This is a genomic window from Chromobacterium sp. Beijing (genome assembly GCF_021496765.1).
Taxonomy (GTDB): Bacteria; Pseudomonadota; Gammaproteobacteria; order Burkholderiales; family Chromobacteriaceae; genus Chromobacterium.
This window is the reverse complement of record NZ_CP053750.1, coordinates 2,128,274-2,141,915: the sequence shown is the minus strand read 5'-3', so window position 1 is coordinate 2,141,915 and position 13,642 is coordinate 2,128,274. Positions and strand designations below refer to the sequence as shown.

10 protein-coding genes are annotated in these 13,642 nt (G+C 60.3%); 6 read left to right on the top strand and 4 right to left on the bottom strand.

Going from position 1 to position 13,642, the window contains the following annotated elements; all coding sequences use genetic code 11:
* Window positions 1-140: 140 nt before the first annotated feature.
* From HQN78_RS09935 to HQN78_RS09920, 4 genes are all read right to left on the bottom strand, one after another.
* Entirely contained in the window at window positions 141-848 is a 708-nt protein-coding gene (locus HQN78_RS09935; protein WP_235089285.1) for an aspartate/glutamate racemase family protein, read from the bottom strand.
* A gap of 45 nt (window positions 849-893) precedes the next feature.
* The gene (locus HQN78_RS09930; protein WP_235089282.1) at window positions 894-1,772 is read right to left on the bottom strand and encodes an alpha/beta fold hydrolase; all 879 of its coding nucleotides are present in this window, start codon (window positions 1,770-1,772) and stop codon (window positions 894-896) included.
* A 147-nt stretch (window positions 1,773-1,919) separates the two neighbouring features.
* Window positions 1,920-2,249 carry a DHCW motif cupin fold protein gene (locus HQN78_RS09925; RefSeq protein ID WP_048411883.1) on the bottom strand — a complete coding sequence of 110 codons (330 nt, stop codon included), beginning with the start codon at window positions 2,247-2,249 and terminating at the stop codon, window positions 1,920-1,922.
* A gap of 84 nt (window positions 2,250-2,333) precedes the next feature.
* Complete coding sequence (locus HQN78_RS09920) at window positions 2,334-5,270, bottom strand: ATP-binding protein (RefSeq protein WP_235089280.1); 2,937 nt, start codon at window positions 5,268-5,270, stop codon at window positions 2,334-2,336.
* 140 nt (window positions 5,271-5,410) lie between these two features.
* Here HQN78_RS09920 and HQN78_RS09915 point away from each other — a divergent pair, with 140 nt between their 5' ends.
* The 6 genes from HQN78_RS09915 to HQN78_RS09890 all read left to right on the top strand — a co-directional run bounded on the left by HQN78_RS09915 (window position 5,411) and on the right by HQN78_RS09890 (window position 13,584).
* Window positions 5,411-5,842, top strand: a complete 432-nt coding sequence (locus HQN78_RS09915; protein ID WP_304502850.1) for a response regulator transcription factor — start codon at window positions 5,411-5,413, stop codon at window positions 5,840-5,842.
* The gene (locus HQN78_RS09910) at window positions 5,839-6,012 is read left to right on the top strand and encodes a LuxR C-terminal-related transcriptional regulator (RefSeq protein WP_304502849.1); all 174 of its coding nucleotides are present in this window, start codon (window positions 5,839-5,841) and stop codon (window positions 6,010-6,012) included. The genes HQN78_RS09915 and HQN78_RS09910 overlap by 4 nt, the downstream gene beginning before the upstream one ends.
* 293 nt (window positions 6,013-6,305) lie before the next feature.
* Window positions 6,306-7,124 carry an alpha/beta hydrolase gene (locus tag HQN78_RS09905; protein WP_235089274.1) on the top strand — a complete coding sequence of 273 codons (819 nt, stop codon included), beginning with the start codon at window positions 6,306-6,308 and terminating at the stop codon, window positions 7,122-7,124.
* Between the two features lie 509 nt (window positions 7,125-7,633).
* Entirely contained in the window at window positions 7,634-8,986 is a 1,353-nt protein-coding gene (locus HQN78_RS09900; RefSeq protein ID WP_235089273.1) for a hypothetical protein, read from the top strand.
* A 21-nt stretch (window positions 8,987-9,007) separates the two neighbouring features.
* Window positions 9,008-12,718 carry an ESPR domain-containing protein gene (locus HQN78_RS09895; protein WP_235089269.1) on the top strand — a complete coding sequence of 1,237 codons (3,711 nt, stop codon included), beginning with the start codon at window positions 9,008-9,010 and terminating at the stop codon, window positions 12,716-12,718.
* A 44-nt stretch (window positions 12,719-12,762) separates the two neighbouring features.
* Complete coding sequence (locus HQN78_RS09890) at window positions 12,763-13,584, top strand: adhesion domain-containing protein (protein ID WP_235089267.1); 822 nt, start codon at window positions 12,763-12,765, stop codon at window positions 13,582-13,584.
* The last annotated feature ends 58 nt before the right edge of the window (window positions 13,585-13,642 follow it).

The window sequence follows — 13,642 nt, the reverse complement described above, 5'->3', positions numbered from 1 at the left end:
GGTGGGGGCGTCATTGGCGATGTGCGGACAGTATATGCGGAAGCGGGCGGCGCGTTGGCAGCTATTTCGGCCTAAGATTCGTCCAAGGTCTCGCCTGAGTCCGTGAGTCCGTGAGACCGCGAACGGCCGCGGCTCGGCGTCTATTGCCGGCCAGCGGCGTCCGTGAGCGCGAACTCAAGCGCGGCTTCGACATGAATCCGGGTGGTGTCGAACACCGGCACCGGCACGTCGGCCTGGCTCAACAGCAGCGGAAGCTCGGTGCAGCCGAAGACGATGCCCTCGGCGCCGCGTGCTATCAACTGTTGGATCGCCTCCAGATAAGCGGCCTTGGTGGCCGGCGACGCCACGCCGCGGCCCAGCTCGTCGCGCAGGGTGCGCTGAATGAAATCGCGGGTGTGCTGAGCCTCCGGGATCAAGGTCTCAATGCCGTTTTGCCGCATCTTGTCCCGGAAAAACGGCAGCTCCATGGTGAATTGAGTGCCGAGCAGGCCGACGGTCCGCAGCCGCTGCTTGGCGACTTCCCGCGCCGTGGCGGCGGCGATATGGATGATGGGGAGGCCCGCGGCCGTTTCCAGGCGCTCGGCCACGACGTGCGCGGTATTGGCGCACAGCACGATGGCCTCGGCCCCGGCGGCTTTTAAATGCAGGCAGCCTTTGAGCAGCAGCGCATAGGTGTGCTCCCAGTCGTCCCAGCCGCGCTGCTGGATATCGTTGAAATTCAGCGAGTAGACGACGCACTCGGCAAAATTGAGGCCGCCCAGGGCCGTGTTGACGCCTTCGTTCAGATAGCGATAGTAATCCAGCGTCGATACCCAACTGATGCCGCCCAGCAGGCCGAGGGTTCTCATGGCGTTCCTTAAGCTGTTTATAAAAGATACGGAGCGAGGGAGGGATCAAGTCGCTGCGGCGAGCGCGCGGGCCTCGGGTTTTTCCAGCCAGTCCAGCAGCAAGGGCCACACCTCTTTGCTGGCGGAGGAGGAGTGCATCACCCTGGCATGGTTGTAGCCCGCGCTGAACCCGGCCGCGACCGAGCAGAATAGCGCCTGGTTCTCTTGCCCTTTAAAGGCCGCCAGAAACTGCCGGCAGGCGGAGGGCGGGGCAATGAGAGAGTCGTTTTCGGCAAAGACCGCGAGGATGGGCGCTGAGATTTGCGGTAAACGCCGCAGATAATCAAAGCCGTCTGCGCCATTGAAGCGTCTGTGGATGTTCCAGTCAAACCATTGACGCATCATGTGCCAGGACTCGTCCTGAACGCCGATTCCCAGCCTTTTCCCGGGCAGCCTGCCCGCCAGGCGGCAGGCTTCCCTCATGCCGATAAGGCGCAGCCGTCGCCAGGGCGTCTGGGCGGCATAGCCTGCTTGGCAGGCGAAGAGCGCTATTTTCCCGATGGCTTGGTTGAAATGAGGATGGCGCAACAAGCACATCGCCAGCGCCAATCCCCCTCCGCTGTGGGTCACGCAGTGGAGGCGGGCGATCCCTTCCTCTTCCAGCAGGTAGCGCAGCGCCGCGGCCACGTCAAACAGCGCGACGGTCTCAAAATTAAAAGGAGGCGGGTCCCGCTGGCTGTCTCCGTGGCCGCGCCATTCAAGAATCCAGCAAGTGAATCCCCGCTCCGCCAGATGTCTCGCCAGGCCCAGGCAGATGCGCCTATCCGAAAAAGTGCCGTGCGTCATGAACAGATGACGCGGCTGGGAGGCGGGGCTGGAGATCTTCCACAGCGCCAGGGAGACCTGATCTTGGCTGAGCAGCCGGATGAGCACCTCGTTTGTCATTGCTGGATGTCCCGGTTCCGACGAGCCGCCGCGGCAGGCGCTCGCGGCGTGATCTTTTCAAAGGAAATGGCGCTCGGCGCTTCCTCCCCTTGCCGCAAGCCTCGTTCCAAGGGTGCGGCAAAAGGGCGGTAGCCGGCGCGCCCGGCCTTAATCGACGATGAACAGCTTGGCGCCGGTTTCGGTATGGGACAGATGCGGTTCCGCGTCGTCGGCCACCTGGTAGCTGAGGCCGGGCGTCAAGGTGAAGCTGCGGCCGTCCGCCAGCGTGGTGTGCAGCACCCCTTCCAGACACAGCAGAATGTGGCCTTTGACGCACCAGTGATCCGCGCGGTAGCCCGGCGTGTATTCCACCATGCGGACGCGGATGTCCCCGAAGCGCTGGGTGCGCCAATAGGCGCAGCCGGTTTCGCCGGCATGCTGGGTGGGCTCCAGCGCGGACCAATCGCTGATGCCGAATGGAAGATCGGATATTTTCATGGCGGCTCCTCTTGGGTAGGGGGTCTAAGCGCCTGGCCATTGTCGCCGATGTTCCCGGGCCGCGATAGCGGCCTTAGAGCCTGTTCAAAGTCTAGCGTGCGCCAGTGCCTCCAGCCGATCCAGCAGCGCGCCGGTTTCTTCGCGCAGGCCGGCCGCCACCGCTTGCTCGATTTCCGTACACAGCTCCGCCACCGGCGCCAAGCCGGCCATGGCGAAAGCCCCCTTGGTGGCGTGCAACTGCTGCGTCAGCGGGGCGGAGTCCATCTGCTCCAAAGCTTGCCTCATCAGCCGCAGGGAATGATCCAGCGCGTCCAGCAGTTCGGCGCGCCGGGCGGCGGACAAGGGCGCGGGCGGTCTGGCGGCCGGGCGGTCTTCGGCGGGGCGCAAGGCCAGGCGTTTGCGGATCACGCGGTCCAGTTCCTCCAGGGTAAAGGGCTTGAGCATGAGCTCGTCGATGCCGGCCTGAGCGCAGAGCGGCTGTTCCGCGCTGCCGGCCTGCGCGGTGATGGCGACGATGGGGGCGGCGAAGCCGCTGTCGCGTAGCGCCCGGGCCAGGCTGTAACCGCTGATGTCAGGCATGCTCAGATCGGTCAGCACCAGGGCGTAGGCCTGACGGGCGGCCAGCGCCAGCGCGGCGGCGCCGTTGGCGGCGGTGTCCGCCTGATGGCCCAGCTCGCGGAGCTGGTCCTGGATGAGCGCCCGGATTGCCGGGTGGTCGTCCACCACCAGGATGCGGGCCGCCGGCGCGGCCGGGCCGGCCGCGACGGCGGGCGGCTCGGCAGCCGGCGCGGCGGCGCAGGGCGGCAAGGGCAGGGTCACGACGAAGGTGCTGCCCACCCCGGGAGTGGAGGTGAATTCAATCGTGCCCGCCAGCAATTCCGCCAGTTTCTTGCAGAGCGACAGGCCCAGGCCGGTGCCGCCGAAGCGGCGGGTGATGGAGGCGTCCGCCTGGGAAAACTCGGTGAACACCTGGTCGTGGTACTCGGCGGGGATGCCCACGCCGCTGTCCGTCACGCCGATGCGCACCGGCGAATCCGCGCGGTCGTCATCCTGCGGATAGACCTCCAGCAACACCTCGCCGCTGAGCGTGAACTTGATCGCGTTGCCCAGCAGATTCAGCATGATCTGCCGGACGCGGCCGGGATCGCCCAGATAAGCCGGCGCCAATTGCGCGTCTATCATGCAGGAGAATTCCAGGCCCTTGGCGCGGGCCAGCGGCTCCATGCTGGCCGCCGCTTCGCGGCCGAGCGCGGCCAGATCGAAGGGAATCCGCTCCACGCTCATCAGCCCGGACTCCACCTTGGACAAGTCCAGAATGTCGTTGATGATGGCCAGCAAGGCTTGGGACGAATGATTGGCTACCGCCAGGCGCTGTTGTTGCGGCGCGGCCAGTTGGGCGCGGCCGAGCAAATCCAGGCTGCTGACGATGGCGTGCAGCGGGGTGCGGATTTCATGGCTGACCATGGCCACAAAGGAAGATTTCGCCTGGCTGGCCGCCTCCGCCGTTTGGCGCGCGCTTTCCAGCTGGCGCTCCAGCGCCTTGCGCGGGGTAATGTCCACCACATTGCACAGCAGAACCCGGATGCCCTGGTAATGCGTGGCCATGGTGGTGCTGTGCAGCTCCATGGCGCTGCCGTCCGCCAGCTCAAACTGGATGTCCCGGTGGCAAGGCGTGGTGCCGAGCGGGGACGCGGTCTGGTGGGTGTCCAGCAACTGCAGGTGCAGGGACGAGCGGGCAATTGAACCCATCCGCGTCCATTGCCGCATCACCTCGTTTTCCAGCAGCACCGTGCCGTCCGCGATGGACAGCAGCGTCAGGCCCGAGGGCGCGGTGTCCACCATGATGCGGTTCAGGTTCTCGCTTTCAAAAATGCGCTGGGCGTTGGAAAAAGCGGGTTTGAAGATCTTGCGATCCAGCAACAGAATGAAGGTCCATAAGCAAGTCAAGGCAACCAGCAGCGTGCTGAGATCAATGATCAACGGCAGCCTCAAATCATTCAGCAGGCTATACCATGGGAAGACTTGAATATGAACCCAGCCCGGGGTGGGCAGACGGGCGCGCAGAATGAACAGGCCGTCGCGGTACTGGATATCGGATACCGCGTCGTTGATTATGGGCAGGTCCATGGCGCGGAGCCTTGCGATCAGCTTCACGCCTTGCTGCGCTTGCCAGCCAAAGCTGATGTGCAGCGGCCCCATAGGACTGGCGAGCAAGGTGGTTTCATCGCTGATGTCCGGCCGCCAGGTATTCAGCAAGTTATCGATGCGGATATCCCTGACGAACACGGCGACAGGCGCGCCGTCCACCACGGCGGCCTGCGCCAGACGGATGGCGGGCCGGCGGGTCAGCGGCGCGGCGACGGCGGCCAGCCAAGCCGGCTGACGGCCGGCTTGGCCGTTGGCGGCCGTTGGATTGGGCATATTGGTGAAAGTCCTTTGCCAGAGCGTTTCTTTGCTGCCTAGCTGGGCGGGCGCCGCAGAGGAGAAGCTGGGGGAGATAATCGCCAGAAACCGCTGGTCCGGGCTATACAAAGAAACGGTTACCGATTTTCTCAACTCGCAATCGCCGCCGCACATCGCGCTGGCGGCATGTTCCGCCAGCGCCAGATAGGGCTCGAAACGGGGGGCCGGGTAGGGGGCGGAGAGCTTGCCCAAGGCCAGCATCGGAGGGTGAGCCTGGGAGGCTTGCAGCCAGGCTTCCCCATTCTGCGCGGTGAATTGGCGCTGCAGCGCCGGGCTGGCTTTGGGCAGCGCCTTCCATGCCGTCTCGGCCTGGCTGACCTGGTGGTGGAGATCGATCGCATGCCCTCTGAGCAGTACCTTCAGCGTCGTATTTTCCGCATCGAACATCCGGTGCCGGTCCGCCAGCATTTCCTTGCCGGCCAGCCAGAGCGTTAGCAAAGTCAAAGCCAGCAGCGCCAGAGAAATGGCGACGCCCCCGCCAAACAAAGTAATGCGCTGGATGCGCCGCAGGCGGCTGAGCGGCTGGCTTTGAGGGGAGGGCTGGCTTGAGTTGCGCATACGGTTTTCGGCGTGGGGCTTGGCTGGGCGGTTGACCATTTTCAGGATATTTGCTTAGCTATAAAAATAGAATGTCTTGAAAACAATTGTTTAAATTTCATGTGAACGACATGGCGACAGCGGAAATAAAAGTCTTCTTAGTGGATGATCATCCCTCGGTGCTCAGCGGCTTGGAGCACGCCTTGCAAGGGCAGCGCTCCATCCGCGTGGCGGGCAAGGCCAATAGCGCCACCGCTCTGTGGGACATGCTGGCCAGCCAGCCTTGCGACGTGCTGGTGTCCGATTACTCCATGCCCGGCTGTGAATCCGGCGACGGCGCGGCCATGTTCGAGCGCTTGCGCCGTCTGTACCCGGAACTGGGCATCGTGGTGCTCACCATGATGGACAACGCCCTGGTGGTGCGCTCGCTGCGCAGCCTGGGCATTCACTGCATCCTGAGCAAATCCGACGCCATCGAGCACCTATTGCCGGCGGTGTACGGCGCCATGGCCAAAACGGCCTACTTCTCCCCGGCGGTGGAGCGTTTGCTGGAGGCCGACCACCTGGCCCAGCCGCCGACAAGCGCGCCTTGACCGCGCGCGAAGCCGAAGTGGTGCGGCTCTTCGTCGCCGGCCTGACGGTGAACGACATCGCGGCCAAACTCAAGCGCAGCAAGCAAACCATCAGCACCCAGAAAGCCAGCGCCATGCGCAAACTGGGCGCGGAGCGCGACGCGGACCTGCTGCTGCTGTTCAAGCCCTGATACCTTCCTTTTCTCCCGGCGGCCCTTTCTTGGTGCCGCTTCCCCGCCGCGGGTTCCCGCGCATCCTGCGTGTCTGCTCACGCATAGGCCGGCCAGTATAGTCGTTTTGAGGTGTGATCCCCGCCGCGCGGCGCGCATTTCGTACTGGTCAAATATCCCCCGCACCGAGCATGGCTAAGCTGCCGGATTGGATTTCGCCTGGGCCTGAAAGACGGCAAGCAGGCGAGCATGGCGTTTATATTGAACTGGGTGCTCTGTTGATGGCGGGTGGCGTTTCAAAGTCTGGTGTGCGCATGGGCGCGTTTAAAAGAATCCTGGCCTTGTTGGCCGCCGTTTTGCTGGCGCTGAGCTTATGGGAGCTGGCGCAGCGATACTTCATCCTCAGCCCCTCGTATCAAACCGGCAAAACCCCGCAAGATTACGGGGTGACTTACCAGGAAACCTGGTTGCCGGTTGCCAAGACGGAAGGCGGCGGCCTGGTGCATGCATGGTGGCTGCCGGCCGAATCGCCCGCCGCGCCGGCGGTGCTGTTCTTGCACGGCAACGACAGCACGCTGCACACCGATGTCGATTTAATCCTCAGCCTGCGCCGGCTGGGCCTGGCGGTGATGGCGATCGACTACCGCGGCTACGGCGACGGCGCCTGGTATCTGCCCTCGCAGCGTTCGGTCTACACCGATGCCAGGGTGGCCTGGCAGGCCTTCAAGAAGCTGGCGCCGGAGGCGTCCAAGCACCTGGTGTACGGCCACTCGCTGGGCGGGGCCATCGCCATGGATATGGCGGCGGTGTCGCTGGGCGTGGACGGGGTGATTATCGACGGCGGTTTCTTGTCCGTTGCGGACATCGCCAAATCCTATACCGCCTCATGGCTGCCGTTTGACGCGCTGATCCGCCATAACTTCTCCTCCTATTCCAAACTGCCGGCCATTGCCGCGCCGAAACTATTCATCCATTGCTCCGGCGACGAGGTGGTGCCGATGGAGTTGGGCGAACGCCTATATCAACTCAGTCCTCAGCCTAAAGCCAAGTTGTTTATGAAGGGGGGAGATCATGATGCTTGTTATCGGCGTGATGGTGAGAGGTGGGCTGCGGCGATTGGGGGTTTGCTTTGAGAGGGTTTAACTATTGGGTGTGTCATAGGGCTTCTTTCTATAAAGTTGTGATTACGTAATTCTGTTATTTGTTTTTGATAGTTAATTTTAATTTATTTTTAATGTATTCATGTTTTTGGTTGTGGTTAAAAATAGGCTTTAGTTTGCCAAGCGTATAGAAATTTTTGTGTGTGAAGAATGGGGGGGATTTTGCATTCTACTTAATGAAGTTTTATGCAAAAGATAAGTAATGTGGTGAGTTTTCAATGAGTTCATGGTGTTGTGAAAAAATCAAGGCATGATAGAGGGTTTCGTACTGGTCAAATGTTTTTTTTAAAATCATTTCAACATAATGCCCGGCTTTAGAACTGCTTACGGGGTTGGGAACTATGTTGCGACGAACGTTGCAAGTAGCGGTGGCATCGAGTGTGTTATGCGCGGGAGGGGTTCAGGCCAACGATAATTGGAAGCCTGATGCTGGGGAGCGAGAAACAGAGTTCATTCCAGTCAAAGCCAGTGATAAAGTCTTGATGGAATCCGCAGCTAAGAAGGGCGGGCAAATGGGCCAGGCTTTGGCAGGCTCGGCCAAGTCGCTGGGCGAGGGCCGCCCCGGTTTGTCGCTTGCCACCGATCACGGCAGTCTTAATCTCAGCCAAAGCGCATTCGATCTGAAGCGGGAATCGGATGATTCGGCGCTTTCGCTAGGATTTGGCTTTGGCACAAATCCCAGCGCCACGGCAACGGGCAGCGTGTTACTGCTGCCGAGTTTGGCTGTGGGCGGGCGCTTGCATGTGGAGTCCAAACTGGCCGACGCCGTCCTCAATGCAGTGGGCGACTTGGGGGACACGGGCTTGAGGCTGCACGGGGCTGTCAATTATATGGCCGGCAAGCAAGACTTTGACTTCTTCCGTTCCCGAGAAACCGCTCGTCTCTCCCAACTGGGCTACTACGGCAGCCTTAGCTGGTTGAACCCCGCGGAGTCCGATCTGGGGCTGCATTCGATGGGACTGGCGTTGTGGGGTGCTAAAGCCAGAAACCATAGCCAGTTCGATACCCGAAACTATGTCGATGAAACCAGCAATGCCTGGGTGGTAACGCGAGACCGGCGTTTGATCTCGGCGGGTTCCTTGCTGGGCAGTGCGCTGGAACTGCAATACGCGCCGACGGAGAACCTCGTTTTCAAAAGCGCAGTGGGTATGGAGCGGATCCGCTTCCCATTTAGCGATGGCAGCCAGGAAACCACTACCAAGCCTTATGTGGACGTCAAAGTGTCTTTTGCCGTTGACGAGCGTAACCAATTCAGCGTGGGGGCGAAGACGGGGGCGGCGGAGAAACGGGCGGATATCGAGTGGAAGCGTCCCACCTTTGCCTTCACGGCCTTCAAGGCGGATGGCGTCGAAAAAAACTCCGGCCGTTGGGGTGTGGGTGTCAACGTCGACATTTTGGCCCTGTTGCAGAACAAATCCAGTGAGCACGGCGTTTCTTTGGCCTCCAGCCTGCGGCCGCGATCAAAGCAGAACAGTAGCGAGTTGTTGAGAACCGCTATGGAGCGCCCGGCGCAACTGCCCGCCACCTTCCTGGCCAAAGTGGACCCAACTGGGGTCAAGCAGACTGTGGTTGAGAAAGACGGTTTGCCTGAAGGCAGTGAAGTGGACGCGCAAGGCAATTTGCGCATCCCTGTTGGCGAGGGCCAGGGCCTCATTTTTGATAGCACCCGCAACGGCGTTTTGTTCACCGGCAATGTTTTCCGGATGGAAGGCAACATCCTGGTGGTGAATGTGGCCAGTTTGCCGCGTCCGCAAGGCGAGGATCAGTACACCGTTCGGGTCAGAGATGGAAATCAGGTCATCTGGCGCGTGGGCTTTGATGCCACCGCAAAATAAAGAGATAGCAGAGCGCAGACAATGAATAAGATTTTTCAGTTGAAGTGGTCGGATGTGGTATCCGGCTGGGTGGTGACGTCGGAATTGAGCTCCAGTGTTCCTGCTCGTCGCCGGGCTTCCCGTCGCGGCCTGCTGGCACGGCGAGTGTCCACCCGGCTGGCGGTATTGAGCGTGCTGGTGCTGCAAGCCTTGACGCCAATGCAAGCTCAGGCGGCGTATAAAGTGCAGAATTTTACCGTGCAGAAGGAAGAAGTGGGCATTAGTCAGCTGGCATGGGTCAAAGTGCCTCTGGAAGTGGGGCAGATTTTGAGTGCGACGTATCAGTTCGCCGACTCGCATGGCGACGCTATCGATCAATCCGTCTACCTTTACGGCTACTCAGACACCGCGGGACGAGTCGCCGCCGAAGGTCAAAAGGTAGAGAAAAGCGGCGCAGTGCCGGACAGGCCTTTGACGGTGGAGGATGTGGGCAAATTGCTGGAGCTGTCGGTGCAGGCGCGTAGCGATGTGATGGCAGGCAATACCTTGACTATCAATACCCAAGACTTGGGGAATGGCGGCTTGGTAATCGATCCGCAGGCCAAGCCTGTAGTGCAGGATCTGAAACTGAGGGGCAAGCTGGAAGTGGGGCAGCGCCTGAGCGGCAGCTATGTCTTTGATGCAAACAAAGGCGAGGCGACCGACAAGTCGAAAGCGCTGTGGGGCAAGAAGGGCAGTACGGCGGGTCAGGTCGATACGCAGGGTCAGGTAGTGGCCACATCCGGCCAATTGCAGCTGTACACAATTCAGTCGGCCGATGCCGGCACCGTGCTGGAAGTGTCGGTGCAGCCGGAGAACGCGCGTCAGGCGAAGGGCCAGATTGAGACGGCCACGACGGAAGCCTTGGGTGAGGGCGGCAGTGTGATCGACCCGAAGGCGAAACCGTTGGTGAAAGATCTGAAGCTGAAAGGCAAGCTGGAGGTGGGCGAAAGCCTGAACGGCAGCTATGTCTTTGACGCGAACAAAGGCGAGGCGACCGACAAGTCGAAAGTGCTTTGGGGCAAGAAGGGCAGTACGGCGGGTCAGGTCGATACGCAGGGTCAGGTAGTGGCCACATCCGGCCAATTGCAGCCGTACACAATTCAGTCGGCCGATGCCGGCACCGTGCTGGAGGTGTCGGTGCAACCGGAGAACGCGCGTCAGGCGAAGGGCAAGGTTGAGACGGCCACGACGGAAGCTTTGGGTGAGGGCGGCAGTGTGATTGACCCGAAGGCGAAACCGTTGGTGAAAGACCTGACGCTGAAAGGCAAGCTGGAAGTGGGCCAAAGCCTGAACGGCAGCTACACCTTTGACGCGAACAAGGGCGAGGCGACCGACAAGTCGAAAGCGCTGTGGGGCAAGAAGGGTAATACGGCGGGCCAGGTGGATGCACAGGGCCAGGTGGTGAAACAGTCCGGCCAACTGCAGCCGTACACAATTCAGTCGGCCGATGCCGGCACCGTGCTGGAAGTTTCGGTGCAGCCGGAGAACGCGCGTCAGGCGAAGGGCAAGGTTGAGACGGCCACGACGGAAGCCTTGGGTGAGGGCGGCAGCGTGATTGATCCGCAAGCCAAACCGTTGGTGAAAGACCTGACGCTGAAAGGCAAGCTGGAAGTGGGCCAAAGCCTGAACGGCAGCTACACCTTTGATGCAAACAAGGGCGAGGCGACCGACAAGTCGAAAGCGCTTTGGGGCAAGACGGGTAATACGGCGGGCCAGGTGGATGCACAGGGCCAGGTGGTGAAACAGTCCGGCCAACTGCAGCCGTACACAATTCAGGCAGCGGATGCCGGCACCGTGCTGGAAGTGTCGGTGCAACCGGAGAACGCGCGTCAGGCGAAGGGCCAGATTGAGACGGCCACGACGGAAGCTTTGGGTGAGGGCGGCAGTGTGATTGACCCGAAGGCGAAACCGTTGGTGAAAGACCTGAAGCTGACCGGCAAGTTGGAAGTGGGGCAAAGCCTAAACGGCAGCTACACCTTTGATGCGAACAAAGGCGAGGCGACTGACAAGTCGAAAGTGCTTTGGGGCAAGAAGGGTAATACGGCGGGCCAGGTGGATAAACAGGGCCAGGTGGTGAAACAGTCCGGCCAACTGCAGCCGTACACAATTCAGTCGGCCGATGCCGGCAGCGTGCTGGAAGTGTCGGTGCAACCGGAGAACGCGCGTCAGGCCAAGGGCCAGATTGAGACGGCCACGACGGAAGCTTTGGGTGAGGGTGGCAGCGTGATTGATCCGCAAGCCAAACCGTTGGTGAAAGACCTGAAGCTGACCGGCAAGTTGGAAGTGGGGCAAAGCCTAAACGGCAGCTATGTCTTTGATGCGAACAAAGGCGAGGCGACTGACAAGTCGAAAGCGCTGTGGGGTCAGAAAGGCGGCACGGCGGGCCAGGTGGATACACAGGGTCAGGTGGTGAAACAGTCCGGCCAACTGCCGCCGTATACAATTCAGGCAGCGGATGCCGGCACCGTGCTGGAAGTTTCGGTGCAGCCGGAGAACGCGCGTCAGGCGAAGGGCCAGATTGAGACGGCCACGACGGCAGCCTTGGGCGAAGGCGGCAGTGTGATCGACCCGAAGGCCAAGCCCGTAGTGCGAGACCTGAAGCTGAAAGGCAAGCTGGAGGTGGGCGAAAGACTGAACGGCAGCTATGTCTTTGACGCGAACAAAGGTGAGGCGACCGACAAGTCGAAAGCGCTGTGGGGCAAGAAGGGCAGTACGGCGGGTCAGGTCGATACGCAGGGTCAGGTAGTGGCCACATCCGGCCAACTGCAGCCGTACACAATTCAGTCGGCCGATGCCGGCACCGTGCTGGAAGTTTCGGTGCAGCCGGAGAATGCGCGTCAGGCGAAGGGCCAGATTGAGACGGCCACGACGGCAGCCTTGGGCGAAGGCGGCAGTGTGATCGACCCGAAGGCGAAACCGTTGGTGAAAGATCTGAAGCTGAAAGGCAAGCTGGAGGTGGGCGAAAGCCTGAGCGGTAGCTATGCCTTTGACGCGAACAAAGGCGAGGGGACCGACAAGTCGAAAGCGCTTTGGGGTAAGAAGGGTAATACGGCGGGCCAGGTGGATACACAGGGCCAAGTGGTGAAACAGTCCGGCCAACTGCAGCCGTACACAATTCAGTCGGCCGATGCCGGCACCGTGCTGGAGGTTTCGGTGCAGCCGGAGAATGCGCGTCAGGCGAAGGGCCAGATTGAGACGGCCACGACGGCAGCCTTGGGCGAAGGCGGCAGTGTGATCGACCCGAAGGCGAAACCGTTGGTGAAAGATCTGAAGCTGAAAGGCAAGCTGGAGGTGGGCGAAAGCCTGAGCGGTAGCTATGCCTTTGACGCGAACAAAGGCGAGGGGACCGACAAGTCGAAAGCGCTTTGGGGTAAGAAGGGTAATACGGCGGGCCAGGTGGATACACAGGGCCAAGTGGTGAAACAGTCCGGCCAACTGCAGCCGTACACAATTCAGTCGGCCGATGCCGGCACCGTGCTGGAGGTTTCGGTGCAGCCGGAGAATGCGCGTCAGGCGAAGGGCCAGATTGAGACGGCCACGACGGCAGCCTTGGGTGAGGGCGGCAGCGTGATCGATCCGAAGGCGAAACCGTTGCTGAAAGATCTGAAGCTGAAAGGCAGGCTGGAGCTGGGTGAAAGCTTGAGTGGCAGCTATGTTTTTGAACACAACAACGGCGACAGCCGCGACCAGTCCTTGTACGGCTGGGGGTGAAGGGGCTAGCTACGCCGAGCCAGACGGTGAAGACGGCGGGCCAAGTGCCGGCGCGCAAGCTGGAGGAGAAGGACATCGGCCAGATTCTGGAAGTGGCGGTGCAGGCGAAGAATGGTGCGGGTAAGACTGGCAACACCGTCAAGCTGGCGACCAATGCCAAGCAGGAGGATGGCAATGACACCGAAGGAGGGGATGACGGCAAGCCGATTAATCCGCAGGCCAAACCGACTGTAGTTCAGCTACAGATCAGTGGAAAAGCGGAAGAAGGCCAATCATTGTCGGCTACATACCAATACCAGTCTAATAATAGCGGTGGTCAAGATAGGTCACGTTATGCCTGGGGAGCAAAGGGGAAAACAGCGGAGCTTGTTAAAGGAGGGGAAACTATCGGAGACTCAGGTCAAGTGCCGGAATATAAGCTTGGCGACAAAGATGTGGGATTAGTGATGGAAGTGTCTGTGAGGGCACAGAATAGCTTGGGTAAGGTAGGAGGTATTGCGACTAAGTTTATGGAGATGGAGGTGGCACCGGAAGCTCCATATGTGGAAAATGTAGGGTATTTCTCTGCGGCTCATGGAAAGACTGTTGGTTTGTCTGGAGCGCATAACTATTGTAATTCTTTGGGTGGGAAGCTTCCAAGTCTTAATGATTTGAAGGCCTTATATAAAAAGTATCCCAATAATACCCTTGGTAGAAAATATGGGTGGAGCACTGAGGGTGATGCTTTTCATGACGGTTACCATACATCTACTCTTGGAGGGATGCATCACTATTATGTGAATTTGAAAAATGGTGGAGTAGACTCTGCGTATGACGAGAAGTCTGGTAGAGTTGCGTGTGTATTCATGAAGCCTATTGTTAAGTAAGTTTTTGACATAAATCCGCGTGCCCTAGTATGTTTTCGGGTGGGCGGATTTTGTTTTT